This window comes from Brevundimonas sp. BAL450, from assembly GCF_015767455.1.
In the GTDB taxonomy this organism is placed as follows: Bacteria; Pseudomonadota; Alphaproteobacteria; order Caulobacterales; family Caulobacteraceae; genus Brevundimonas; species Brevundimonas abyssalis.
The window spans coordinates 48,194-73,206 of the sequence record NZ_JADWOW010000029.1; the positions used below are offsets into that span (position 1 = coordinate 48,194).

Sequence of the window (25,013 nt, forward strand, 5' to 3'; positions counted from 1 at the left end):
TTCGAACGTTGTTAAAGCCGCGACCTATCGCGGCTGGAGAGACTGAATGAGCGCGCAGACCGAGACTCAAGAAGCGGAAACGACCAATGACGGGCCGCTGCTCGATCTGACTGACGCCGGCGTCAAGAAATTCATTCGCCAGGCCAAGACCCGCGGCTTCGTCACGATGGAGGAGCTGAACAAGGTCCTGCCGTCCGAGGAGTTCACCCCCGACCAGATCGAAGACACCCTGGCCATGCTGTCAGAGATGGGCGTCAACGTGGTCGAGGCCGAGGAAGACGCCGAGGGTCAGACCACCGAGGTGGCCGAGCGCGCCGAAACCGCCGTGGCCGAGACGGGCGCCAAGCCCGCCTATGACCGCACCGACGACCCGGTGCGCATGTATCTGCGCGAGATGGGCTCGGTCGAGCTGCTGAGCCGCGAGGGCGAGATCGCCATCGCCAAGCGCATCGAGGCCGGCCGCGACGCCATGATCTCGGGTCTGTGCGAAAGCGCCCTGACGTTCGAGGCCATCATGGTCTGGCGCGATGAACTGGCCAACGGTCGCATCCTGCTGCGCGAGGTCATCGACCTGGACCAGACCTACGGCGGTCAGAATCCGCCCCAGGCTGAGGGCGAGGACGAGGACAGCGAGGAAGAGGGCGAGAAAGCCGAGCCGGAGGCCAAGGCGGAAAAGCCCGAGGGTGAGGACGACGACGAGGACGACGACGACTTCGATGACGGCGGCGGCCTGTCCATCTCGGCTATGGAGGCCGAGCTGCGCGACGGGGTCATGGAGATCCTGGACGCCGTGGCGTCGGACTTCGACGCCTTCCGCAAGCTTCAGGACAAGCTGGTCGAGGCGCGCCTGAAGGGCGAGGCCCTGTCGACCAAGGACCAGAAGAATTACGAGGCCCTGACCCGGGCCATCTCGGACCGCCTGAAGACGCTGAAGCTGAACAACAACCGCATCGAGGCGCTGGTCGAGCAGCTCTACGCCATCAACAAGCGCCTGATCGGCCTGGAAGGCCGCCTTCTGCGTCTGGCGGACAGCTACGGCATCTCGCGGCCGGAGTTCCTGAAGGCCTATTTCGGCGCCGAACTGGACCCGACCTGGAGCGAGCGCGTCAAGGAGATGGGCGTGCGCTGGACCAAGTTCAGCGACAACGAAGCTGAACAGATCGCCCAGATCCGCTCGGACGTGGCCGCCGTGGCCACCGAGGCCGGCCTGCCCATCGACGACTACCGCCGCATCGTCCAGACCGTCCAGAAGGGCGAGCGCGAGGCCCGTCAGGCCAAGAAGGAAATGGTCGAGGCCAACCTGCGCCTGGTCATCTCCATCGCCAAGAAATACACCAACCGCGGCCTGCAGTTCCTTGATCTCATTCAGGAAGGCAACATCGGCCTGATGAAGGCGGTCGACAAGTTCGAGTACCGTCGCGGCTACAAATTCTCCACCTACGCCACCTGGTGGATCCGTCAGGCGATCACCCGCTCCATCGCCGACCAGGCCCGCACCATCCGCATCCCGGTGCACATGATCGAGACGATCAACAAGATCGTCCGCACCCAGCGCCAGATGCTGCACGAGATCGGTCGCGAGGCCACGCCCGAAGAACTGGCCGAGCGTCTGGCCATGCCGCTGGAGAAGGTCCGCAAGGTCCTCAAGATCGCCAAGGAGCCCATCAGCCTCGAAACGCCTATCGGCGACGAGGAGGACTCGCACCTGGGCGACTTCATCGAGGACAAGAACGCGATCCTGCCCATCGACGCGGCCATCCAGTCTAACCTGCGCGAAACCACCACCCGCGTGCTGGCGTCCCTGACGCCGCGCGAGGAGCGGGTTCTGCGCATGCGCTTCGGCATCGGCATGAACACCGACCACACCCTCGAGGAAGTGGGCCAGCAGTTCAGTGTCACCCGCGAACGCATCCGTCAGATCGAGGCCAAGGCCCTGCGCAAGCTCAAGCACCCCAGCCGCAGCCGCAAGCTGCGCTCGTTCCTGGACAGCTGACACCCGGCTTCTGTCGGGGGCCCACATCCCCCGACAGGCCGTTTCTTCACAGAGAAGGGGGCTGTTACAGCCCCGCCGCCCAGTCCGTCGCCCGGATCAGGGAATCCACGATGCCCGGCTCGCTGGAGGCGTGGCCGGCGTCGCCCACCACATCCAGTTTCGCTTCGGGGAACGCCCGGTGCAGCGCCCAGGCGCCGGACATGGGCGTCACCACGTCGAAGCGGCCCTGGGCGATCCACGTCGGGATGTGCCGGATGCGCTCCACATTGTTCAGAATCCAGCCGTCCTGCGGGAAGAAGCCGCCGTTGGTGAAATAGTGGCACTCGATGCGGGCGAAGGCGACGGCGAACTCCGGCTCGGCGAACTTCTCCGGACGGGCGGCCGGGCCCTCGACGCTGACCGTGTCGCCTTCCCAACTGGACCAGGCCACTGCGGCCTCGTTGCGCACCGCCACATCATCGCTGACCAGACGCTTGTGATAGGCGGCCATCAGGTCGCCGCGCTCGGCCTCGGGGATGGGCTTGAGGAAGGCCTCCCACGCATCGGGGAAGATCATCGAGGCGCCGTCCTGATAGAACCAGTGCAACTCCTTCTTCGTCAGCAGGAAGATGCCGCGCAGGATCAGGCTCTCGACCCGTTCCGGGTGGGTGATGGCGTAAGCCAGCGACAGGGTGGAGCCCCACGAGCCGCCGAACACCGACCACTTGTCGACGCCGCAGCGTTCGCGCAGGCGCTCGATGTCCTCGATCAGGTCCCAGGTGGTGTTGTTCTCGAGGCTGGCGTTGGGCCGGGACTGGCCGCAGCCGCGCTGGTCGAACATGATGATGCGGTAGCGCGCCGGGTCGAAATAGCGCCGCATGGTCGGATTGACCGCACCGCCCGGACCGCCGTGCAGCACCAGCACCGGCTTGCCCTCGGGCGAGCCGGACTCCTCATAGTAGATCTCGTGGGCCGTGCCGGTGGCCATGAAGCCGGACGCAAAGGGCTCGATCTCGGGATACAGGGTGCGACGGTCGGGCTGATCCGCGAAAATCGTCATGCGCACAACACTCTCTGTGACTTCGTACGGCCAAGCTTGGCTTGTTCTTCATGGGTAACGGGCGCGGAGGGTGAAGCCAACCCATTCGCCTGCTGCGAGTCATTTTACCTGTGCGGGCCGGAAAACGTTGCAAAATCAGGTCAGCTCGCCGCGAATTATGGCGATGATCCGGGCCTGATCCGCCTCGGTCAGGGTGGTGCTGGACGGCAGGCACAACCCATGGGCGAAAAGCGATTCGGCCACGGCGCCGCCCACGCGGGGCGCGTCCTGGAAAACCGGCTGCAGGTGCATGGGCTTCCACACCGGTCGGCTCTCGATGCCCTCGGCGTGGAGCGCCAGACGCAGGGCGTCCGGTGTGACGCGCGCGTCTGGGCCAAGCAGCATGACGCTGAGCCAGCGGCTGTGCAGCCGTCCCGGCCCCTCGGGCGCGAAGCGCACGCCGGGCAGGTCAGACAAGGCCGCGCGATAGCTTTCGAAGACGGCCCGCCGCCGCGCCACCCGCGCCTCCAGCGTCTCCAGTTGCGCCAGGCCGATGGCCGCCGCGACGGCGCCGAGGCGGTAGTTGTAGCCCACCTCGTCGTGCTCATAGTGGACGGCGGGCCTGCGCGCGGCGGTGGACAGATAGCGCGCCCGCTCCATCAGGGCCGCGTCGTCGCTGACCAGCATGCCGCCGCCGCCGGTGGTGATGATCTTGTTGCCGTTGAAGGAATAGGCCGCCATGAGCGCCCCGGCGCCGGCGTGCCGGCCGTTGAGCGTCGCGCCCACCGCCTCGGCCGAGTCCAGGATCACCGGCACGCCCCGGTCCGCCGCGATGTCGAGGATTGGCCCGATGTCGCAGCACTGGCCGTACAGGTCCGCGGGGACCACCGCCCGCACGCTCAGGCCCCGCGCCCCCGCCACGTCGAACGCTTCGGGCAGGCAGGCCGGGTCCAGCCCCCAGGTCACCGGGTCCACGTCCGCGAAGACGGGCGTCGCGCCTTGATAGATAACCGGCGCCACCCCGCCCATGAAGGTCAGGGTCGGGCAGATCACCGCCTCGCCCGGTTTCAGATCCAGCAGACGCAGGGCCAGATGCAGGGCCGCCGTGCCGGACGACACCGCCAGCGCGTGGGCGCGGCCGGTCAGCGCCGCGAACGCCGTCTCGAACGCCGCCACCTGCGGCCCCATGGCCACGTCGCCCGCCGCAAGGGCTTCAGCGACCAGCGCCTGTTCGCGCGCGCCGACCTCGGGCGCCGACAGCGGGATCATCGGGTGGGCCGGGCGGGCACGCCCGCCACCGTCTGGCCGTCCGCCACATCCTTCATGACCACGGCCCCGGCGCCGACCACCGCCCACGCGCCGATGCGCACGCCGGGCAGGACCCGCGCGCCCAGACCGATCAGCACGCCCTGGCCCACATGGACGCCGCCGCCCAGAACCGAGCCGGGGGCCACATGGGCGAAATCCTCCACCACGCAGTCGTGCTCGACGATGGCCCCGGTGTTGACGATCACATGGGCGCCGATGGACGCCCCGGCCTGAACGATGGCGCCCAGCGCCACCAGACTGCCTGCCCCGATCCGCGCCGCCGGGTCCACCAGGGCCGAGGGGTGCACCGCCTGCATCCAGCCTCCCGGCGGCTTCGTCGCCGCCAGATCACGCCGCACGCCGTTGTCGCCGATGGCCAGATGGGCGGGGAGGGGGGTGTTCAGGCCCGCCTCGCAGTCCCCGGACACCACGGCCCCGTCCACGGTTTCGCCCTGTCGCTCGGGCCGCTCGTCATAAAGGGCCGTGACCCGGGCGCCCGAGGCCCGCAGGGCGGCGATGACGACCCGTGCATGGCCGCCGCTGCCGATCACCGCGCAGGCGTCCCGCGCCATCAGCGGTCACTCCTCAGGGCCGCGAACAGCAGAGCCGCCCAGCCCGCGATCATCAGCGCCCCGCCCACCGGCGCCACCATGCCCATGGCGGGCAGGCTCATCAGGGCGATCATCGACAGCGCCAGCGCAAACACCAGCCCGCCCGACACCGCCAGCCATCCGGCGATCCGCGCCATCCGTCCGCCGTCGGCCCAAAGGGCGCAGGCCACCGCCAGCACGGCGTGCACCATCTGGTACTGCGCGCCGGTGGTCAGCAGCGTCTTCACCGCCGGTCCCGCCCCGTGCGCGGCGAAGGCGCCCAGCATCACGGCCATGGCCCCGTTGGCGGCGGCGAAGACGATCAGATGGCGGTTCGCGGTCATGACCGAACCGTGCCACGGATTCGCCGCGCCAGCCATGCCGCCGCCGCGCTCAGAGCGCCTTGGCCATCCGGTAATTGCGCAAGGTCTGGCCCCGCAGCGCCACGTCCTGGGCGGCCACGACATGGAAGCCGCGATGTTCGAACACCGGACGGGCTGTGATGCTGGCTTCGGTGAACAGTCGCGCCAGACCCTGTTCCCGCGCCATGGTCTCGATCCGGTCCAGCAGGGCGCCCGCCACGCCGCGGCCCTGATGATCCGCGTCCACGAACAGCATGTCGATGTGGCCGTCCGGCTCCAGATCGCTGAAACCGGCGATCACGCCCTCGATTTCCGCCACAAGGGTCGGCCGCCCCAGCAGACGCGCCGCCCATGCCGCCCGGTCCGGCGTCCCGGGCGCCCAGGCCGCGATCTGCGCGGGCGTGTAGTCCCGCCCGGCCACGCGACGCACCGCCCCGTTGAACAGGGCGATCAGCGTGTCCAGATCGTCTGGCGTGTAGGGGCGGATGGAAACGACGGTCATCCCGGCCCATTGCCACGCTTGACCCGCCTGCGCCAGTTGACCCTGGGTGATCTTGCGGCCGCCCGCCATCCGCGCTTGGCTGCGGTCCGGAGGATGCGACCATGACCGGCTTTTCGTTCGAGACCACGCCGAGAATCCTGTGCGAGGACGGCGCCGCTCTGAAGCTGGCGGAATTTCTGAACGGCATGGGCGTGACCCGCCCGTTCATCGTCACCGACGCGGGACTGGTCGGCGCGGGCGTGGTCCGGCCAATCCTGGACGCCCTGAACGCGGCGGGCGTCACGGCCGCTGTCTTCAGCGATGTGCTGGCCGATCCGCCCGAGGCCTCGGTCATGGCGGCCGTGGCGGCGGCGCGGGACGCCGGGGCGGACGGCGTGGTGGGTCTGGGCGGCGGCTCGTCGCTGGACACGGCCAAGCTGGTGGCCCTGCTGGCGGGGACCGATCAGGCCCTGCCGGACATCTACGGCATCGGCCTGGCCAGGGGCCCGCGCCTGCCGCTGGTGCAGGTTCCGACCACGGCGGGCACCGGATCGGAAGTCACCAACATCGCCATCGTCACCACCCCGGACGACCAGAAGAAGGGCGTGGTCTCGCCCTTGCTCTATCCCGACGCGGCCATTCTGGACGCCACCCTGACCACGGGCCTGCCGCCGCGCGTCACGGCCATGACGGGCGTCGACGCCATGGTCCACGCCATCGAGGCCTATACGTCGCGGCACAAGAAGAACCCGGTGTCCGACAGCCTGGCGGTCGCGGCGCTGAAGCTGCTGCACGCCAACATCCGCCGGGTCATCGCCGACGGTTCGGACCTGCCCGCGCGGCGGGCGATGCTGCAGGGTTCTCTGCTGGCGGGCATGGCCTTCGCCAACGCCCCGGTCGCCGCCGTCCACGCCCTGGCCTATCCCATCGGGGGCATCTTCCACGCGCCCCACGGCCTGTCCAACGCGTTGGTGCTGGGCCCGGTGCTGAGGTTCAACCTGCCTGCCGCAGGGCCGCTCTACGCCGAACTGGCCGCCGCCATCGGGCTGCAGCCGGACGCCGCCGCCTTTGTGGACGAAATCGCCGCCCTGACCGCCGAAATGCCCATGGAGCAGCGCCTTTCCGAGCTCGGGGTCGAGGTCCAGCATCTGGATCGTCTGGCCCACGACGCCATGCAGGTGCAGCGGCTGCTGATCAACAATCCGCGCGAGGTGACGCTCGCCGACGCCCGCGCCCTGTACGAGGAAGCCCTGTGAGCGAGCCCCTGCCCACCCGCGCCGACTTCCCGGTCGTCCGGTCCATCACCACGCGCTGGATGGACAACGATGTCTACGGCCACGTGAACAACGTGGTCTATTACAGCTTCTTCGACACGGCGGTGAATGCGCACCTGATCGAGCAAGGGGTTCTGGATCCCGCGACCAGCCCCGTCATCGGCCTGGTTGTGGAGACCGGCTGCCGCTACGCCGCGCCCATCACCTTTCCTGACCGGGTGGATGCCGGGGTCCGTGTGGCCCGCATCGGGACCAGCAGCGTGCGCTACGAGGTCGGCCTGTTTCGCAACGACGAGCCCGACGCCGCCGCCTTCGGCCACTTCACCCACGTCTATGTGAACCGCGAAACCCGCCGCCCGGTCCCGATCCCGGAGGCCGTGCGCAAGGTGCTGGAGGCGCTGGTCGTCGCCTGACAGCGCACGGGTCTTGCGCCCGCCCGGCGACCGGGCTATGTCCGCGCCTCCCGACGGTTCGAGCCTTCGAACCCGGTCCGGATGGATGCGTAGCTCAGCGGGAGAGCACCTCGTTCACACCGAGGGGGTCACAGGTTCAATCCCTGTCGCATCCACCATTTTCCCAGGCGGCGAGGGATGTCCGGTTTGATGAACCCGATCGCCCGGCTTCTGATCCGACAGCGCCGCCGCTCCGCCGCCCTCGCCATGGGGGCTCTTCGCGATCCCGTCGCCCTGTCGCGGCTGGAGCTGCACCGGCTGGCCGCCCGCGCCCTTGACCGTGATCCCGCCGCCGCCCGCGCCTTTCCGGTGGAGCGCATCCGGTCCCTGACCGCCACCGGACGGGCAGGGGAGGCGCTGGACTTCGCCCGCACCCTCGCGCCCCGGCCAGAACACGACCTGGCTTTGGCCCTCAGCGCTTTCGACCCGGCCCTGGCCCTGACCAAATACGCCGGTCCGGACGCCTCCCTGCGCGCGGCCCTGATGCTGGCGGCCGGGTGCGAGGACGACGCCCGCCGCGCCCTCGACACCGCGTCCGGCCCGCAGGCCGCCTTCCTGCGCGCCTCGCTGGACCGCCATGACCCGGCCCGGGCCGGGCCAGCGTGGCGCGACGGCTTCTCGGCGTGGAGCCTGTCGCCGCCCGAGCCCGTCGACCCGGCTCTCCCGGTCAGCGTCGTCAACGCCCGCGCCGACGGGTCTCTCGCCGTGGACGGCCCGCTGATCAGCGTCATCATGCCGTCGCGGAACGCCTCCCGCTGGGTCGCTGCGGCGGTGCGCTCGGTGCTGGACCAGAGCTGGCGCAATCTTGAGTTCCTGTTCGTCGACGACGCCTCCACCGACGACAACGCCGACCGCGCCCTGGCCGCCGCCGACGGCGACCCGCGCTTCACCCTGATCCGCCAGTCCGCGCGTGGCGGCGCCTACACCGCCCGCAACGCGGCCTTGGCCCGGGCCAAAGGCCACTGGGTGGCGGTTCAGGACTCCGACGAATGGGCCCACCCCGACCGGCTGGCCCGGCAGGTGGCCGAGATGCGCGCGCGCAGGCTGACCGCCCATTCCGGCCGCAGCCTGCGGGTGGACGCCGAGGGCGAGATCCACGCCCGGGGCGTCTGGCCCCTGACCCGCTGGGCGCCGTCCACCCTGATGTTCGAACGGGCCCCCGTGATGGAGCGGGCCGGCTATTTCCATCAGGTGCTCAGCGGCGCCGACAATGAATACTGGTGGCGGCTGGTGCAGCTGTTCGGCCCGCGCAGGGCCGCGATCTCGCGCACGCCCCTGATCCTGGGCGCCTGGCGCGCCGACTCCCTCACAGGGGCGAAGGACAGCGGCTTCGGCGCCGGCGGCTTCAATCTGGATCGGCTGATCTACTGGGAGCGGTGGTCCTTCTGGCACGCCCGCAACCTGCGCACGCCCGAGGTCCTGCGGCTCGAGGCGGGCGCCCAGCCGTTCCGGTCGCCGAAGAAGATCGTGCTCTAGTCCCTCTCCCGATGGGAGAGGGCTGCGCGCAGCGGGATGCGAAGCAGACCGCTTTTTCGCGCGCAGGGTGAGGGTCGGGTTGTTCTCGGCTATGGGTAGCAAACACACCTTGACAACCGAGACCGTGGGAACCCCTGCCTTTATGGTGAGGGCATGGCAAGTTCGATCATCCCTTTCGGCACCGAGCATTCTGTCGCCCTTCACACCCTGGTCCGCAAACGCGCCGAGCTGGACGGTGAGTTGGAGCAACATCAAGGGCTCATCCGCGACCTTCAGAAGACGATCCAAAACCTGGACGCGGTCCTTGTCCTGCTCAAACCGGACATCGACATCGGTGAAATCGCGCCGAAGCGAGCCCGGCCAATTTACGCTGCTGCGCCGGGAGAGATCACCAGCATCGTCGTTGATTGCTTGAGAGAAGCCGAAGGACCGCTCACGTCGAGAGGGCTGGCGCAGGCGGTCGTCGAGAGGCGAGAGCTCGATCCCGCAGACGTCGAGCTGGAAATCACGATGGCCAAGCGGGTTCGAGCCTGTCTGAGGCCCTTGCGACTGGCCGGACGAGTGCGCGCTGTGCCGATGGCGTCGGGACCGCAGGGCTGGGTTCTGGCGACTAAGCACCTCCAGCAGCCTGGTGCTGTCTCGCTGGAGCTGGCTCGATGAGCAGCTTGTCCTTCTTCCACGGAAGCCAGCTCTGCCAGGTCACGCCTGAGCGCGATGGCCGAGGCTTCATTGGACTGCGAAACGGCCGAATTGTCGCGACCGCGCCTGATCGCGCCAGTGTGGCTCGGGCGCTGATCAAGGCGGCGCGTTGGCGAAAGGACCTGACGGATGAAGCGGTGGGCGCGCCTAGAACGTGAATCGCCAAACGCGGAGCAAAGACGTCGCGAACGCCATAGGCTGTAGCGTCGGCGCTCGCGTTGCGACCTACCGTCCGTTGCTGTTGCCGCAAACCGTGCTAAAGGGCGGCATGGTCCGATCAGAGAACAGACACGGCATCATGGCGGCGCTCTTGGCGCTGTTCGTCGCTGTGTTCGTTCTGATCCCGACTGTCGATGCTGCGGCCTGTGCTGTGGAACTGGAACCCGCTCATGCGGCGGCGTCAGTCGCCGACGACGGTGGCGATCTGCCGTCTGATCCCGACGACCATGCGATCTGCTCGCACGGCCACTGTCACCATGGCGGTGCCGTGGTGGTCGGCAACGGTGACGTGTCCCCGGCGACTGCGTCTGGAGAGCCGAGGGTTCTGCTGCCCAGCGAACCGCTGGCGTCCCGCACGCCGGCCGGACCGGAACGCCCTCCCCGAGGCTGACGGGATCGCGCGCATCCGCGCGCCCTCCACGTCAACCACTCGGGAAATGAAACATGTCACCCCCCTATCGTCGCCGTCCGCCCCTCGTGGCGGGCTGCGCGCTGGTCGCGATAGCGGCCGGCTTTCTCGGCGGACCCGCCTGGGCCGACCCTGCTCCCTCATTCGAGGTCCTGCTCGCTCGCCTGGGCGAAACGCCCGCGACCATGGAAGCCGACGCGCTTCTTGAAGCCGCCGAGGCGCGCGTCCGGCAGGCGCGCGTCCGGCCCAATCCGGAGTTGGGGCTGGAGGCCGAGAACGCCTTCGGCACCGGCCCCTTCCAGGGCTACGACAACGCCGAGACCACCCTCTCCCTAAGTCAGGACCTCGAACTGTGGGGCCGCCGCAGCGCTCGTGTCGGCGTCGCCCACGCCGAAGTCGGGACCGCCGCCCTGCGTCGGGACCTCGCCGACGTCGAGGCGGCGAGCCGACTGGCGCTCGTCTACGCCGAGGCCGAAGCGGCCGAGCGCCGGTTCCAACTGGCCGAAGAGGCGCTGACCGTCACCATCGCCGACACCCGCGCCGCCCTAATCCTCGTAGAGGAAGGACGCGAGCCGCTTCTGCGCGGCATCCAGGGCGAGACGGAAGCGGCGGCGGCGCGCGCGACGCTGGACGAGGCGCAGGCGGAACGGGACGCGGCCTTCGCCCGTCTGACCGTCGTGGCCATGCTGCCGACGCCGGTCACCTCGATCGATGCGAGTCTGCTGGATAGAACCCCGGCCGGCGTGACCGCCGCCGTCGTGGCGGCTCCCGAGGTGCTGGTCGCCGAGGCGGAACGCGCTGCCGCAGAGAGCCGCATCGAGGTCGAACGGGTTCGCGCCCGCCCCGATATCACCGCCTCGGTGGGCATCCGGCGCTACGAAGCTGAGGACGCTACGGCCCTGACCTTTGGCGTCAGCATGCCGTTGCCGCTGTTCGACCGGAACCGGGGCGCCATCGATGCGGCCCGCGCCGAGTTCCGGGCCGCCGAGGCCCGGCTGATCGGCGCGCGTCAGGAGGCCGAGGCAGACCGCAACGCCGCCGAGGCCCGACTTCGGGCTTCGGCCAGCCGGGTCGCCGCCGCCGATGCGGGGATCAGGGCGGCTGAGGAAGCCTACCGCCTTTCCCGGATCGGCTTCGAGGCCGGCCGCATCTCACAGCTTGAACTGCGATCGTCGCGGGCCGCCCTCATCAATGCCCGCAACGCCGCCGTGGATGCCCGCCTCGCCCGCGTCCGCGCTGAAATCGATCTCGCGCGCCTGCAAGGCCGCGCCCCTTTTGGAATATCGCAATGAACCGATTCACACAGATCAACCGGACCTGGCTGATGGCCGGGGCCGCCGTTCTGGTCGTCCTCGGTGCGGGTGGCATATACGCACTGACGCGAACCCCTTCTGAGCCGCCCGCCGACACTCATGCCGAAGGCGCGCCGGCCGACGACCACACGGCTGAAGCTGAAGGCGCTCACGTCACGCTGGCGCCGGCCCAGATCGAGGCGGCGGGCATCACAATCGTGGGCGTAACGGGCGGAGGCGGTGGGGAAACGCGCCTGTCGGGACGTGTCGAGCCCATGATCGACGCCAGGGCCGCCGTGGCGACGAGCGTTGGGGGCCGTGTTGAGCGCGTGCTGGTGGCCTCAGGCCAATCCGTTCGCGCCGGCCAGCCTCTGGCCGTTTTGGTCAGCGGCGACGCAGCAAGTTTGCGCGCGGACGTCGAAGCCGCTGAAGCCAATGCAGTGGCTGCGCAGCAGGCGCACCGACGCGAGGAAAGTCTCGCCGATCAGGGCGTGGTCGCGCGACGCGATGCGGAGGTCGCCCACGCGGAGGCGTTGAGCGCGGAGGCCGCTGCCGACGCGGCCCGGGCTCGGGCCGCCGCAGCAGGCTCCCCCAGCACTGCCGGCCGGGTGAACGTGACCAGTCCCATTCAGGGGGTGGTCACCAACGTCCTCGTCGGCCCAGGCGGCTATGCGCCTCAAGGCGGCGTCATCGCCGAGGTGACCAATCCGGCGCGGGTCGAGATCGTGTTCAACGCCCCGCCGGCGCTTGCCTCGCAGGTGCGTGCGGGAACGCCGGTCCGCGTCCAGGGACCGGGCGGTGAGTTCGACGTGGTCGTCACTGGCGTGGCCGCAGGCGCAGGAGCGGAAACCGGCGCGACAGTGATCCGCGCCCGACCGACAGGCGGAAATCTTCCGCCGGCGGGATCAGCCGTGACGGGCGCTGTGGTCACTGGCGAGTCCTCTGGAGGTCTGACCGTGCCGTCCGAGGCCGTCCAGACCGTGGAAGGTAGGAGTGTGGTCTTCGTGCGCACTGAAGACGGCTTTGCGCCCGTGCGGGTGCTGGTTGGCCGCCAGGCCGGTGGTCGCACCGAAATCCTGCAAGGCCTCAGCGGATCAGAACGCATCGCCGGCGCCAACGCCTTCCTTCTGAAAGCCGAACTCGCCAAGGGCGAGGCCGAGCACGGTCACTAGGGGCGACGCACATGTTCAACACCATCATTTCCGCCTCTGTCCGCTTCCGCTGGTTCGTCGTGATCGCCGTCGTGATCGTCGCCGGTTTCGGGCTGTATCAGTTGACCAGACTGCCGATCGACGCGGTCCCTGACATCACCAACCGACAGGTGCAGATCACCACGGTCGCGCCCGCGCTGGCCCCGGAGCAGATCGAGCGACAGGTCACCTATCCGCTGGAGACCGCCCTGGCGGGCATCCCCGGCCTGACCAGCACACGCTCGCTCTCGCGCAACGGCTTCAGCCAGATCACGGCCATCTTCACGGACAGCACCGACATCTACTTCGCCCGACAGCAGGTCTCCGAGCGACTTGCGGCTGCCCGTGAAGGGTTGCCGGACGGCGTGGAGCCGGCGATGTCGCCGGTCACCACGGGTCTCGGCGAGGTGCTGATGTGGACGGTCGACTACGTCCCCTTCAATGCCCAGACATTGTCCGAGCCCGGGCAGCCGGGGTGGCAGGCCGGGGGCGTTTATCTGACGCCGGAGGGCGAGAGACTGACTACGCCGGAGCAGCAGGCGACCTATCTTCGGACGGTTCAGGACTGGATTATCGCACCGCAGATGCGCGGTGCGGACGGTCTCGCCGGGGTCGATACCGTCGGCGGCTACGTCAAGGAATACGCCGTGCGCCCCGACATCGCACGGCTCTCCAGCTATGGGCTGAGCCTGGGCGATCTGGTCGAGGCCCTAGAACGCGCCAACACCCAGGCCGGGGCCGGATACATCCAACGGGCCGGCGAGGCGCTAGTCGTCCGCACCGACGCCCTGGCGAGCACGGTCGAGGATCTGGCGCAGGCGCCTGTGGTCAACCAGAACGGTCTGGTCGTGCGCGTCGCCGACGTCGCCACTGTCGAGATCGGTCACGCGCCACGCCTCGGCGGGGCCAGCCGGGACGGCCACGAGGCCGTTCTGGGCACCGCCCTGATGATCGCCGGCGGCAACAGCCGCACTGTGGCTCAGTCGGCTGCTGACCGCCTGGCTGAAGTGGATGACAGCCTGCCGCCCGGCATCGTCGCCACGACGGTCCTGAACCGGAGCGAACTCGTCAATTCGACCATCGCCACAGTGGCCCGCAATCTCACCGAAGGCGCCTTGCTGGTGATCGTGGTGCTGTTCCTGCTGCTGGGCAACATCAGGGCCGCTACGATCACGGCGCTAATGATCCCGCTCAGCTTTCTGTTCGCCGTTATCGGCATGAACCGTTTCGGCATCAGCGGCAATCTGATGAGCCTGGGCGCCCTGGACTTCGGCCTGATGGTCGATGGCGGGGTTGTGGTGATCGAAAACACCCTGTTCCAGCTGACGCAGCGCCGCGCTCAGCTCGGCAGGATGCTCACCCGCCACGAACGTCTGGGCGTCGCTGTCCAATCCGCACGCCAGATGGTCAAGCCGGCGGCGTTCGGGCAGTTGATCATTCTGCTGGTGTTCGCGCCTCTGTTGATGCTCGAAGGGGTGGAGGGCAAGACGTTCCAGCCGATGGGCGCCACGGTGATGCTGGCGCTGGTGGGCGCATTCATCTTCTCCTTCACCTTCGTGCCGGCGATGACCGCCCTGCTGGTGCGTGACCCCAAGACCGTTCCGATCGGGCCGGACGGCCGCGTCGCCGAGCACGAGACGCGCATCCTGCGCTTCGCCCGTCGCTACATCGAGCCGGCGATCAAGGCGGCTGTGGCCCGTCCGAAGTTCGTGCTCGCCTCGGCGCTGGCGGCGCTCGCCGTCGGAGCGGTCTCCTTCACCGCCTTGGGGCGGGAGTTCATTCCCACCCTCGACGAGGGCGACGTCGCCATGCAGGCGCTGCGCGTGCCGTCCGCCTCACTGGAACAGTCGCTGGCCATGCAGATGGCGCTGGAGCGGGCCATTACGGCCCAGCCGGAAGTAGAGACCATGTTCTCGCGCACCGGCACCGCCGAGGCGGCCGTTGATCCCATGCCGCCGAACATCTCGGACAGCGTCATCGTCCTGAAGGACCGCCGCGATTGGCCCGACCCCAGCCTGGAGAAGGAGGTGTTGATCGAGCGCATCGAAGAGGTCGCGAGTCAGCAGATCGGCAACAATTTTGAGTTCAGCCAGCCCATCGAACTCCGCTTCAACGAACTCATCTCCGGCGTGCGGACCGATCTGGCCGTCATGGTCTACGGCGATGATTTCGACACACTCCAACGGGTCGCAGAACAGGTCGCGGGCGAACTGCGCGAGACGACCGGATCGGCCGACGTGCGGGTGGAACAGGCCTCCGGCCTGCCGACCCTGACCGTCACCGTCGATCGCATCGCTGCGGCCAGCTATGGCCTGACCGCCGCCGACGTCAGCGAAGCGGTATCGACCGGTATTGGCGGCACGGAGGCCGGAGTCATATTCGAAGGCGATCGCCGTTTCGACGTGGTGGTGCGCCTGCCCAATGCGGATCGGAATGATCCGGCGGCGCTGGCGGCCTTGCCCGTCGTATCGGAAACAGGGGCTGTCGTGCCCTTGTCCTCGGTCGCTCGAATCCAGACCGCAGAAGGACCCAACCAGATCAGCCGCGAGAACGGCAGCCGCCGTATGGTGGTCCAGGCCAATGTTCGCGGCCGCGATCTGGGCGGCTTCGTCGATGCCGCCCAGGACCGGGTGGCGGAGATCGAACTGCCCGCCGGCGTCTATCTGGACTGGGGCGGGCAGTTCGAAAATCTGAAGCGCGCCGAACAGCGGTTCAGTCTCGTCATTCCGGTCGTCTTCGTGCTGATCGGGGTGCTGCTGTTCCTGGCTCTGGGTTCGTTCGCCGAGGCCGGGCTGGTGTTCGTCTGTGTGCCTCTCGCTCTCGTCGGCGGCGCGCTTGCTCTGTTGCTGAGGGGGATGCCTTTCTCGGTCTCGGCCGCCGTCGGCTTCATCGCGGTTTCAGGCGTCGCGACCCTGAACGGTCTGGTCCTGATGCAAGCCATCCGGCAGAGGCTCACCGAGGGACTGCCGCCCATTCAGGCCGCTGTCGAAGGCGCCGCCAGCCGGCTCCGCGCAGTGCTGACCACGGCCCTGGTCGCCATTGTCGGCTTCATCCCCATGGCGCTGGCGCACGGCGCCGGGGCGGAGGTGCAGAAACCGCTCGCAACCGTCGTCATCGGAGGGCTGTTGACGGCGACGGCGCTGACTCTGCTTGTGCTGCCGACCTTCGCCGCCAGGGCCGTCCGCCACCGTGTTTCGGAAGGATTGGAAGATTGACCAAACTGACCTCTGCGAACGATCAGCAGCGGCGCACGCTGCTGATCGTCCTGATCCTCAACGCCCTGCTGTTTCTGGGGCTCGGTGCGGGCGGCATTCTCGCCGATTCCAGCGCTCTGCTGGCCAACGCCGTCGACAACGCCTCGGACTCAGTCGTCTATCTGATCAGCTTCGTGGCGATTGGCCGCGCCGCCTCGTGGAAACGCGGCGCGGCGCGCCTGTCGGGCATCCTGTTGCTGGTGTTCGCAGCGGGGGTGCTGATCGACGTCGGCCGACGCTGGTGGTTCGGCACCGAGCCGGTCGGCTGGACGATGATGGGTCTGGCGCTCGTCGCTGCGATTGTGAACCTCGTCTGCCTGATGCTCTTGCGGCGGGACACTTCCGGCGACGTCAACATGGAAGCGGCGGAGACATTCAGTCTCAACGATTTCGCGTCCAATGGCGGCATCCTCGTCGCCGGCGCCCTGGTTATGTGGCTGGACCAGTCATGGCCCGACTTGGTCGTGGGCATGCTGGTCGCGGCGATCGCCGTGAAGGGCGGTATCGAAATCCTGCGCAGCGCGTCTGACGAAGGCAAGGACGGGTCGCCGTGACGATGGTCTCGCCACCGCAGCACCTCCAGAAGCAGCGGCTACCTACCGACCTGGCGGAAGTGGGGGCGTGAAGGTCTGGCTCTACTACAGCCTGGCCGCTGTCGCCGAGATCGCCGGCTGCTTCACGTTCTGGATGTGGCTGCGGCAGGACCGCTCGATCTGGTGGCTGGCGCCGGGGCTGCTCTGTTTGGCCGCCTTCGCCTTCTTCCTCACCCGCGTGGACGTCGATGCCGCCGGCCGCACCTACGCCATCTACGGCGGCGTCTACATAGCCGCGTCGCTTCTCTGGCTGTGGCTGGTCGAGCGCCAACCGCCCGACCGCTGGGACCTGCTGGGGGCGGTCGTGTGCTTGGTGGGCGCCGGGATTATTCTGTTCTCGCACCGCCCGGCATAAAGGGTGTCGGGGCAACAGAGAACGCCGACTCGATGACCTCCAGCTGGTCACGCGGTTCGCCGAAGGCCCATCGGTCCGTTGGTAGGTCTCTGGCGAAGGCTGCACGGATTGCATCCGGCGGAAACCGCCGAAACATGGGTCAACCCTTCTTTGTAGCTCCCACCAAGGCTGCGATCAGCTCCGGCGTCATTCGAGTCTGCGGAAGATTGCCGAGCAGCTCGGGCGGCAGCGTGAATTCCCCGGTCAACTGAGGCTTGAAGGGGATCAGGTCGATCCCAAGCACGTGCATGAATTGCAGCATGAAGGTCGCCGGGAATGTCCCTCGGCTGATCTTGTTGCGGACGCTGACCTCAGTTTCTTCGATCCCTATGGCCTGCATGCGCTCGGCGATGTCGGCGTAGGTGAGATTCTGGCGACGCTGCTCGACCCGCAAAAGCGTTCGCGCCTTCTCCCGCCAAGCGTTTTCGGGATCATCAACATCGGTGGGGGTTCCGGCGCGCTTAGCCATGACCGTTCATGCCACCACTTCGCCGGGTGATCAACCGACGCGACGTATCGCTCGCTGAAGCGATAAAACGCGCACATATGCGACAAACTTCTTGACACGCTACGACGCGATCAGTATCGCACATACGCGATAAACCTCCCGTATGTGCGTTGACATCATTGGCTCTCCTACAAGGCCCGGCACATGCCGCGACGCCAACCGAGGTCGCCGAACTCTCGGAGGAAGAGGCGCGTGCTCTGTTTCGCCGTTATCGATTCGCTGAAAATGGTGGGGAGCCGTTCTGCAACCGCTGTGGATGCCCGGCGGCGTGGGCCTACCAAGATGGCAAGCTCTTCAAGTGCAAGCAGTGCTTGAAGCAGTTCACCCTGACCACCAACACGCCGTTCGCTTCTCACAAGCTGCCCTTCAAGACGATCCTGCTGATCATCGCGCAGTTCAATCTCGCGTATCAGGGACGCAGCGCCTCGGAGATCAAACGCGACCTCCGCGCCAAGGTGAAGAACTACAAGACGATCTTCGTCTGGCTCCACAAAATCAGATGCGCAATGCAAGCCTTCGAGCGACGCACGATCCTGCGCGACGAGATCGAAATCGACGGCAAGGAGCTCAAAGGCTACATCCGCCCCAAGAACGTGCGTGGTGACAAGGACCACTACCGTTTCCCATATGGGGCGCCGGACCGGACGTTGCGGGTGACGCTGGCCCGCCAGCGCGGTGGTCCCGCCCGCGCGTGGGTCGCCAAGCAGGAGCATCACCCGATCCCGCCGTTTATCGACGCGGTCGACCCGAACGCTGTCGTATTCGCTGACGGCGGACATTGGGGCCAGATTCGCGAGCATTGCGCGCTGAAGCGGGTCATCCACGACCACCACTTCTACACGCCGGAGGGCTGCACCAACTGGGCCGAGAGCGGGTTCCGCGTCCTTGAGGGCATGCGGATGATCTATCGTCGCATCCTCGGCAACTACCTGGACCTCTACACCGCTCAGCTCACCTGGCGGTTGAGCCACACCGCCAGCGGTCCGGACGACAGCTTCGCGGCGCTCCTGGAAACGATGATGACCCCAGGCCGCTCGCCGATGGCGGGCTATTTCCTCAAGAAGAAAGCGGGCGGTTCCAAGCGCCGCTGCGAGATCATCAACCAGGACGGCGCGCCGATCGAGTGGAGTCCGCCGAGCGCCGAGGAGCGGCGGCGGGCGCGCAAGGAGGCGAAGCGCGCCAGCGGAGAAGCTGAGACGCCGCGCGTCGCCGACGCCCGATCCGCTAAGCGTTGGCGTAAGGGCTTCGAGTTCATGTCGGCGGGCGAGTTCATGGACGATCCCAAGCGGATGCCCCTGAGCCCGGGTGTTTACGGCTTGTTCCTGCGGAGTGGCGAACGGCTCTTTAACCTTGCGGGCTATTTCCCTGATCCGCAGTTTCCGGCGTGGGACCATGGGGTGTGGCGCAACGGCTACATCGGCGAAAGCTATTCTCTACGCGAAAGGCTCACCGCTCACCTGCTCGGAAGCATGGGGGAGTCGCCGTTCCGTCAATCGATCTTCGCCACCCACTGGGTGGCGGGGACCGGCGAACTGGGCGACCTGAAGAGCCGTCAGGCGAGCGAAGCGGCCCTGAGCGAGTGGCTGCGTGGCGAAGTGGTGATCGGTTACAAGGTCTGCGGTTACCACAAGACGGTGGAGAAGGAGATGCTGAAGCGCACCGCCGCGCCGTTGAACATCCGGGATCGCGATCCATCGCCGTTCAGTCGCCTGCTTTCGAGCCTGCGCCAACGCTTCCGCGAGGCTGTGGTCGCCGCGTGGGAGCCGCCGCCGCCTAGCAGTCGTCCTCGCCAGCGACGCTAGCCGGCTCATTGCGGCGCTGTCGCGATTCAAGCGCCCATCGCGGCGGTTGCCCCCCGTCGTTCACCAATCCGCGCTGCGCGCGCTGCAACGCCGCGTTGATGGCGCCGTATGCCTGAACATAGGCGGGACCGTCATCCACGCTGAGGTCGTGGCGCTCGACCACGCGGTCCAGCATCTCCCGCACCGTCAGCCAGTCGCCGTTCTCTCGCAACACGTCGTAGGCCGCGTCCGCCCATCCATGCGGCGGACGGTTCGGCCCCCGGCGTAGCGGCCTGATCAGCTTTTCTTGGTCGGGGTCCCATTCCGGATCGAACATCTGGACCACGTAAACGATGTGCGGAAGCGCCTCCCTGATCTCTTCAGCCCTCGTTTCGCGCTCGGCGGCCTCGGCTGCGAACGCCTCGCCGCCCCGCCACTTCTTCTGCCTCAGCTTCGGCGGGTTCTCTATCCAGCGCAGTTCGCCGCCCAGCCGGCCATAAAGGCGCTTCAGATGGCTGGTCAGTTGCTTCCCGCTGTTCTTTCGCCCCAGCGCCACGTAAGCCCCCCAAAACGACGAGCTAACGACTTATTCGAGCGTAGGTGTGTTTGCTACCCATAGCCGGTTGTTCTGCTTACGGCCTGACGACCCTCATCCCCCGCGCGAGGACCGGCTCGCTGACGCGCTCCGGTGCGCGGGTACCCCTTCTCCCAATGGGAGAAGGAATCAGGGCCTTACTTCACCGGCATCCGGCCGATGATCTGTTTCATGGTCTCGACCTTGACCGGCAGGTCGGCGGCCAGGCGCGAGGCGATTTCGCGCGCGCCCACCGGATAGGCGTCGCCGCCCTCGGCGATCTCTTTCGACAGGGCTGTGGCCTCGAGCAGCAGCCGCTCCAGCGTCTCAACCTGCTCGACGGCGAGGGCGCGGGCCTCCAGCTGCAGACGCCTGACCCGCTCGCCCGTGGTCTCGGGCTTGCGCATCAGGTCATAGACCTCGGCCTCGGCATTCACCACGCGCAGGTTCGGTTCAGTCTTGCCTTTGCCGGCCATGATGATCGCTCCTTCACGTCAATGCTGACCCAGAATCGTCAACGCACGAAGCATGGCCGTGGACGGATGAACCTCGCTTGAGCGAATTGGGGCCGGACTGTGGCGAGCATGCATCAGGCCCTGTTCCGCCTTGGCACAGGTCCGGGTTTACGCCCGCCCTTTCCCCGGAGCCCGGCGCCGTTTATGCCTGCGCCATGCCCAGGTTGACCTCCGCCATCGACGCCAAATCCCCCGCCTTCAGGACGCTGGACGCCCATAACCGGCGCCTGCGTGACGAGCTGCGCGAGAAGGTGGCGCAAGCCGCCCTCGGTGGCTCGGAGAAATCCCGCGAGCGCCACGTCTCGCGCGGCAAGCTGCTGCCCCGCGACCGGGTGGAGCGCCTGCTGGATCCCGGCTCGCCGTTCCTCGAGGTGGGCCAGCTGGCCGCCAACGGCATGTACGGCGACGAGGCCCCCGGCGCGGGCATGATCTGCGGCGTGGGCCGGGTATCGGGCCGCGAGGTCATGATCGTGGCCAACGACCCCACGGTGAAGGGCGGCGCCTACTTCCCCATGACGGTGAAGAAGCACCTGCGCGCCCAGGAGATCGCCGAACAGAACAATCTGCCCTGCGTCTATCTGGTGGATTCCGGCGGCGCCAACCTGCCCCACCAGGCCGAGGTCTTCCCCGACCGCGATCACTTCGGCCGCATCTTCTTCAACCAGGCCCGCATGTCGGCCCGGTCCATCCCCCAGATCGCCTGTGTCATGGGCTCCTGCACAGCGGGTGGCGCCTATGTGCCGGCCATGTCGGACGAGACGGTGATCGTGCGCAATCAGGGCACCATCTTCCTGGCCGGCCCGCCGCTGGTGAAGGCCGCCACCGGCGAGGTCATCTCGGCCGAGGAGCTGGGCGGCGCCGAGACCCACGGCCGCCTGTCCGGCGTGGTGGACCATGTGGCCGAGAACGACGAACACGCCCTGCAGATCGTGCGCGACATCGTCGCCAATCTGAACACGGTCAAGCGGGTGGAGCTGGACCTGGCCGAGCCGGTGGCGCCCGCCTTCGATCCGGAAGAGCTCTACGGCATCATCCCCGACGACGTGCGCGCCCCCTATGACGTGCGCGAGGTCATCGCCCGCATCGTCGACGGCTCCGTCCTCGACGAGTTCAAGGCGCTGTACGGAACCAGCCTCGTCTGCGGCTTCGCCCGCATCTGGGGCCAGCCCGTGGCCATCCTCGCCAACAACGGCGTGCTGTTCAGCGAAAGCGCCCAGAAGGGCGCCCACTTCATCGAACTGGCCTGCAAGCGGAAGATCCCGCTGGTGTTCCTGCAGAACATCTCGGGCTTCATGGTGGGCGGAAAATACGAGGCCGAGGGCATCGCCAAGCACGGCGCCAAGCTGGTGACCGCGGTGGCGTCCGCCGAGGTCCCGAAATTCACCGTCCTGATCGGCGGCAGCTTCGGCGCGGGCAACTACGGCATGTGCGGCCGGGCCTATTCGCCCCGCTTCCTGTTCACCTGGCCCAACAGCCGGATTTCGGTGATGGGCGGTGAGCAGGCCGCCAGCGTCCTGGCCACCGTCCACCGCGACGCCGACAGCTGGTCCGAGGCCGAGGCCGAGGCCTTCAAGGCCCCGATCCGCCAGAAATACGAGGACGAGGGCAACCCCTATTACGCCACCGCGCGCCTCTGGGACGACGGCGTCATCGACCCGGCCCAGACCCGTGACGTCCTCGGCCTGGCCATCAGCGCCAGCCTGAACGCCCCGATCCCGGACACCACCTTCGGCGTGTTCAGGATGTAGCCCCTTGTCATTCCGGCCGAAGCGAAGCGGAGAGCCGGGACGGGTGGGCGAGGAATGAAATCGGCCCGGAAGCTGCGCCAGCAGCTATGCGGACCACAGGTCAGGTCAGCGCGATGGCGGCCCGTCTCCCGGACAATCGCAAGCGATTTCCGGGAGCCCGCTACAGAGCGGCGCACTCCGTCCCGGATAAGCGCTGCGGGCTTTCCGGGATGACAAGGACTGTCACCCCGCCCGGAGTACCTTCTCCATCGCCTTCCCCCTGGCCAGTTCGTCGACCATCTTGTCCAGATGGCGCACCTCGCGCATGAAGGGGTCCTCGATCTCCTCGACGCGATAGCCGCAGATCACGCCGGTGATCAGAAAGCGGTTCGGGTTCATGGCCGGGGCCTCGGCGAAGAACGCCTCGAACGTCGTCTTCGCCTCCAGATGCGCCTGCAATCCGTCGGCCGAATAGCCCGTCAGCCACAGGATGATCCGATCGACCTCAGCTCGCGTGCGCCCCTTCTTCTCCGCCTTGGCGACATAGTGAGGGTAGACGCTCGCCACACTCATCCGGCGGATGCGGTCATTGGCGCTGGTCGCCATGGCGACGCTCCGTATGCAGTTCGGCCTGTCATGCGTTATAGGCCTGAAGCCTCAGGAGACCATCATGGCCAAGCCCACCGATTCCGACCTCAACGCCCCCGACCTCAACGCCCTGGACGTCACCGACGCCGAGGCCGCCGAGATGAACCGCATCAACCATCCGCTCGTGGCGGGCGCGGCGCCGGACGCCAATGACCAGCTGGCCGTGATCGACTCCACGCCCGACGGCATGGTGTTCATCACCATCAACCGGCTGTCAAAAAAGAACGCCTTTGACGCCGCGACCATCGCGGCCCTGCGCGAGGCGTTCGAGACCCTGCACGGCGCCGACCATGTGCGCGCCGTGTTCATCCGCGGCGCGGGCGGTGTGTTCAGCGCGGGGGCGGACCTGAACTGGATGCGTGCCGCGGCCGACTGGTCCGAAAGCGACAACCGCGACGACGCCATGGGCCTGGCCGACATGCTCAAGGCGCTCTACGACATCCCGGCCCTGACCGTGGCCTTGGTCGAGGGCGCGGCCATGGGCGGCGGCGCGGGCATCGTCGCCGCCTGTGACATGGCCGTGGCGGTCAAGAGCGCGACCTTCGCCTTCTCCGAGGTCAAGCTGGGCCTGATCCCGGCCACCATCGCGCCCTATGTGGTCGAGGCCGTCGGGGCCCGCCGGGCCCGGGCCCTGTTCCTGACGGGCAATCCCTTCGACGCGGACTACGCTGCTCATGTGGGGCTGGTGGACGCGGTGGTGCCCGACGTGGACGCCCTGCACGGCTTCATCGACCAGATCACCGGCACCCTGACCGCCTGCGCCCCCGGCGCCATGGGCGAGGCCAAGCGGGTGGTCCATCTGGTGGCCAACCGCCGCATCGATTCCGGCCTGATGGACGACACCGCCCGCCTGATCGCCCGCGCCCGGGTCAGCGCCGAGGGTCAGGAAGGCGTCCGCGCCTTCCTCGACAAGCGCAAGCCGAACTGGGCGAAGTAGCCGACAACGGGGGCAGGGGGCATGACCAACGAACTGGAGACCGCGGCGGCGGCCTCGGCGGGCGGCTGGCTGCGCTTCCGGCGCAGACAGGCGGACATCCCGCCGGGCACGCCGTGCGCCAATTGCGAGACGCCGCTGGTGGGGACCTACTGCCACGCCTGCGGCCAGCTGGCCGAGAATTTCAACAAATCCATCTGGAAGCTGGGCAAGGAGGCGCTGGAGAGCTTCTTCCATCTGGACGGCCGTCTGGCCCACACCCTGCCGCGCCTGATCGCGCGCCCCCACCGCCTCACGCGCGACTACCTGGACGGCAAGCGCGCCTTCCAGGTGCCGCCCCTGCGCATGTTCCTTGTGATCCTGTTGCTCACCTTCGTGGTGGGCCAGTGCGCCCTGCGCGGCGGGACGACAGATGAGCTGGTTCGCCAGGCCGGAACCTCGGCGGGCGATTCACAGTCCGCCCTGGATCAGGCCCGCGCCGAAATCGCGGCGGATGAAAGCCTGACCGAGAGCGAGCGTCGCATCGCCGAGGCGGCGCTGGAGCGTAACTGGGGCGGCATCGTCGCTGGCGTCACCACGGTGCAGGAAGCCAACCGGATCATTCAGGAAGAGGCCGATGATCCCGCGGATCGTGAGAGCGCCTCCGCCTTCGAAACCTGGCTGACCGACAGGCTCGAGGCGGTCCAGGCCGAACCACGCCGCTTCTCCCTCCTGCTCGCGGTCTGGGCCCAGCGGGTGGTGATGCTGATGCTGCCCGTCTCGGCCCTGATCCTGGCCTGCATGTTCTTCTGGCGGCGCGAGGTGTTCCTGTTCGACCACCTGATCTTCTCCATGCACTCCCTGTCGTTCCAGCTGCTGCTGATCACCACGTCGTTCCTGCTGGCCATGGGCATCGGGCCGGTCGCGTGGAACCTGCTGTGGCTGTCGCCCGTGCATCTGTTCGTCCACATGAAGGGCGCCTATCGCAGCGGAACGGCCATGACCCTGCTGCGCATGTCCGTCCTGTTCACCGCCACCGTCATCGCGGGCAGCTTCATGTTGCTGCTGTGGCTGTTTCTCGCCTTCAACGAGATGGCGGGCTGAGACGCACTTGTCTGGATGTACCCCGTTCGCCACAGTGGCGGCAGGCGGGGGCCGGGAGGGGATCATGCGTCTTGTTCACGCTGCTGTAGCGGCTGTTTGCATCATCGTGTCGGGCGTCGTCGCCGACCCGGCCGCCGCCCAGTCCGTGCCTAATTTTCGGTCCGACGACGACCTGCGGCGCTTTCTGACCGACAGCGAAGGCTATCTGGTGGTCCGGGCGCCGCCGCCCCATTCGCCCC

General features: G+C 67.8%; 24 protein-coding genes, 1 tRNA gene and 1 pseudogene. 17 read left to right on the plus strand and 9 right to left on the minus strand.

Features of this window, described 5'->3' with window-relative positions:
• Positions 1-46 precede the first annotated feature (46 nt).
• The gene (gene rpoD / locus IWC96_RS01510) at positions 47-1,993 is read left to right on the plus strand and encodes an RNA polymerase sigma factor RpoD (protein ID WP_021697464.1); all 1,947 of its coding nucleotides are present in this window, start codon (positions 47-49) and stop codon (positions 1,991-1,993) included.
• A 64-nt stretch (positions 1,994-2,057) separates the two neighbouring features.
• On the opposite strand, the gene pip is transcribed toward rpoD, so the two are convergent.
• The 5 genes from pip to IWC96_RS01535 all read right to left on the minus strand — a co-directional run bounded on the left by pip (position 2,058) and on the right by IWC96_RS01535 (position 5,773).
• On the minus strand, positions 2,058-3,032 hold the full coding sequence (gene pip, locus IWC96_RS01515; RefSeq protein ID WP_045319058.1) for a prolyl aminopeptidase: 975 nt from the start codon (positions 3,030-3,032) through the stop codon (positions 2,058-2,060).
• A gap of 135 nt (positions 3,033-3,167) precedes the next feature.
• Entirely contained in the window at positions 3,168-4,280 is a 1,113-nt protein-coding gene (locus IWC96_RS01520) for a DegT/DnrJ/EryC1/StrS aminotransferase family protein (protein ID WP_021697462.1), read from the minus strand.
• Complete coding sequence (locus IWC96_RS01525; protein WP_196838229.1) at positions 4,277-4,891, minus strand: NeuD/PglB/VioB family sugar acetyltransferase; 615 nt, start codon at positions 4,889-4,891, stop codon at positions 4,277-4,279. Before IWC96_RS01525 ends, IWC96_RS01520 begins: the two co-directional genes overlap by 4 nt.
• Positions 4,891-5,253, minus strand: coding sequence for a DUF423 domain-containing protein (locus IWC96_RS01530; RefSeq protein WP_045319057.1), 363 nt, complete (start codon positions 5,251-5,253; stop codon positions 4,891-4,893). The genes IWC96_RS01525 and IWC96_RS01530 overlap by 1 nt, the downstream gene beginning before the upstream one ends.
• 49 nt (positions 5,254-5,302) lie before the next feature.
• Positions 5,303-5,773 carry a GNAT family N-acetyltransferase gene (locus IWC96_RS01535; protein ID WP_045319061.1) on the minus strand — a complete coding sequence of 157 codons (471 nt, stop codon included), beginning with the start codon at positions 5,771-5,773 and terminating at the stop codon, positions 5,303-5,305.
• A gap of 101 nt (positions 5,774-5,874) precedes the next feature.
• Here IWC96_RS01535 and IWC96_RS01540 point away from each other — a divergent pair, with 101 nt between their 5' ends.
• The 11 genes from IWC96_RS01540 to IWC96_RS01590 all read left to right on the plus strand — a co-directional run bounded on the left by IWC96_RS01540 (position 5,875) and on the right by IWC96_RS01590 (position 16,965).
• Entirely contained in the window at positions 5,875-7,008 is a 1,134-nt protein-coding gene (locus IWC96_RS01540) for an iron-containing alcohol dehydrogenase (protein ID WP_021697458.1), read from the plus strand.
• On the plus strand, positions 7,005-7,439 hold the full coding sequence (locus IWC96_RS01545) for a thioesterase family protein (protein ID WP_021697457.1): 435 nt from the start codon (positions 7,005-7,007) through the stop codon (positions 7,437-7,439). The genes IWC96_RS01540 and IWC96_RS01545 overlap by 4 nt, the downstream gene beginning before the upstream one ends.
• A gap of 83 nt (positions 7,440-7,522) precedes the next feature.
• Positions 7,523-7,597: transfer RNA gene (locus IWC96_RS01550), tRNA-Val, on the plus strand.
• A 31-nt stretch (positions 7,598-7,628) separates the two neighbouring features.
• The gene (locus tag IWC96_RS01555; RefSeq protein ID WP_045319056.1) at positions 7,629-8,954 is read left to right on the plus strand and encodes a glycosyltransferase family A protein; all 1,326 of its coding nucleotides are present in this window, start codon (positions 7,629-7,631) and stop codon (positions 8,952-8,954) included.
• Between the two features lie 153 nt (positions 8,955-9,107).
• A complete protein-coding gene (locus IWC96_RS01560) occupies positions 9,108-9,614 on the plus strand; it encodes a hypothetical protein (protein ID WP_196838230.1) in 507 nt (168 codons plus the stop codon).
• A gap of 349 nt (positions 9,615-9,963) precedes the next feature.
• A complete protein-coding gene (locus IWC96_RS01565) occupies positions 9,964-10,263 on the plus strand; it encodes a hypothetical protein (RefSeq protein ID WP_196838231.1) in 300 nt (99 codons plus the stop codon).
• Between the two features lie 53 nt (positions 10,264-10,316).
• Positions 10,317-11,573, plus strand: coding sequence for a TolC family protein (locus IWC96_RS01570; protein ID WP_196838232.1), 1,257 nt, complete (start codon positions 10,317-10,319; stop codon positions 11,571-11,573).
• A 32-nt stretch (positions 11,574-11,605) separates the two neighbouring features.
• Positions 11,606-12,745, plus strand: coding sequence for an efflux RND transporter periplasmic adaptor subunit (locus tag IWC96_RS01575; RefSeq protein ID WP_370541068.1), 1,140 nt, complete (start codon positions 11,606-11,608; stop codon positions 12,743-12,745).
• Between the two features lie 11 nt (positions 12,746-12,756).
• Positions 12,757-15,978, plus strand: coding sequence for an efflux RND transporter permease subunit (locus IWC96_RS01580; protein ID WP_196838234.1), 3,222 nt, complete (start codon positions 12,757-12,759; stop codon positions 15,976-15,978).
• A gap of 5 nt (positions 15,979-15,983) precedes the next feature.
• Positions 15,984-16,571, plus strand: coding sequence for a cation transporter (locus tag IWC96_RS01585; protein ID WP_231378764.1), 588 nt, complete (start codon positions 15,984-15,986; stop codon positions 16,569-16,571).
• A gap of 67 nt (positions 16,572-16,638) precedes the next feature.
• Positions 16,639-16,965 (plus strand): YnfA family protein, encoded by a 327-nt coding sequence (locus IWC96_RS01590; RefSeq protein ID WP_196838235.1) that lies wholly within the window; start codon positions 16,639-16,641, stop codon positions 16,963-16,965.
• 139 nt (positions 16,966-17,104) lie between these two features.
• Here the strand turns inward: IWC96_RS01590 and IWC96_RS01595 are convergent, their stop codons facing one another.
• On the minus strand, positions 17,105-17,473 hold the full coding sequence (locus tag IWC96_RS01595) for a DUF6471 domain-containing protein (protein ID WP_196838236.1): 369 nt from the start codon (positions 17,471-17,473) through the stop codon (positions 17,105-17,107).
• A 158-nt stretch (positions 17,474-17,631) separates the two neighbouring features.
• Here IWC96_RS01595 and IWC96_RS16190 point away from each other — a divergent pair.
• Together IWC96_RS16190 and IWC96_RS01600 are read left to right on the plus strand one after the other, a co-directional pair.
• Positions 17,632-17,820, plus strand: a pseudogene (locus IWC96_RS16190) (transposase); the annotation flags it as partial.
• Between the two features lie 3 nt (positions 17,821-17,823).
• A complete protein-coding gene (locus IWC96_RS01600; protein WP_231378756.1) occupies positions 17,824-19,314 on the plus strand; it encodes a transposase in 1,491 nt (496 codons plus the stop codon).
• Here the strand turns inward: IWC96_RS01600 and IWC96_RS01605 are convergent.
• Together IWC96_RS01605 and IWC96_RS01610 are read right to left on the minus strand one after the other, a co-directional pair.
• Positions 19,286-19,849 (minus strand): hypothetical protein, encoded by a 564-nt coding sequence (locus tag IWC96_RS01605; RefSeq protein WP_196838238.1) that lies wholly within the window; start codon positions 19,847-19,849, stop codon positions 19,286-19,288. The two genes, IWC96_RS01600 and IWC96_RS01605, sit on opposite strands and share 29 nt — an antisense overlap.
• A 176-nt stretch (positions 19,850-20,025) precedes the next feature.
• Positions 20,026-20,343, minus strand: a complete 318-nt coding sequence (locus IWC96_RS01610; RefSeq protein ID WP_021698374.1) for a hypothetical protein — start codon at positions 20,341-20,343, stop codon at positions 20,026-20,028.
• A gap of 194 nt (positions 20,344-20,537) precedes the next feature.
• Between IWC96_RS01610 and IWC96_RS01615 the strand changes: the two genes are divergently transcribed.
• The gene (locus IWC96_RS01615) at positions 20,538-22,130 is read left to right on the plus strand and encodes a carboxyl transferase domain-containing protein (RefSeq protein WP_045319326.1); all 1,593 of its coding nucleotides are present in this window, start codon (positions 20,538-20,540) and stop codon (positions 22,128-22,130) included.
• 222 nt (positions 22,131-22,352) lie between these two features.
• Here the strand turns inward: IWC96_RS01615 and IWC96_RS01620 are convergent, their stop codons facing one another.
• Positions 22,353-22,715: a DUF2200 domain-containing protein gene (locus IWC96_RS01620; RefSeq protein WP_021698372.1), complete on the minus strand. Its 363-nt coding sequence runs from the start codon at positions 22,713-22,715 to the stop codon at positions 22,353-22,355.
• Positions 22,716-22,779: 64 nt separating this feature from the next.
• Here IWC96_RS01620 and IWC96_RS01625 point away from each other — a divergent pair, with 64 nt between their 5' ends.
• On the plus strand, positions 22,780-23,694 hold the full coding sequence (locus IWC96_RS01625; protein WP_045319330.1) for an enoyl-CoA hydratase-related protein: 915 nt from the start codon (positions 22,780-22,782) through the stop codon (positions 23,692-23,694).
• A 21-nt stretch (positions 23,695-23,715) separates the two neighbouring features.
• On the plus strand, positions 23,716-24,774 hold the full coding sequence (locus tag IWC96_RS01630; protein WP_021698370.1) for a DUF3667 domain-containing protein: 1,059 nt from the start codon (positions 23,716-23,718) through the stop codon (positions 24,772-24,774).
• The last annotated feature ends 239 nt before the right edge of the window (positions 24,775-25,013 follow it).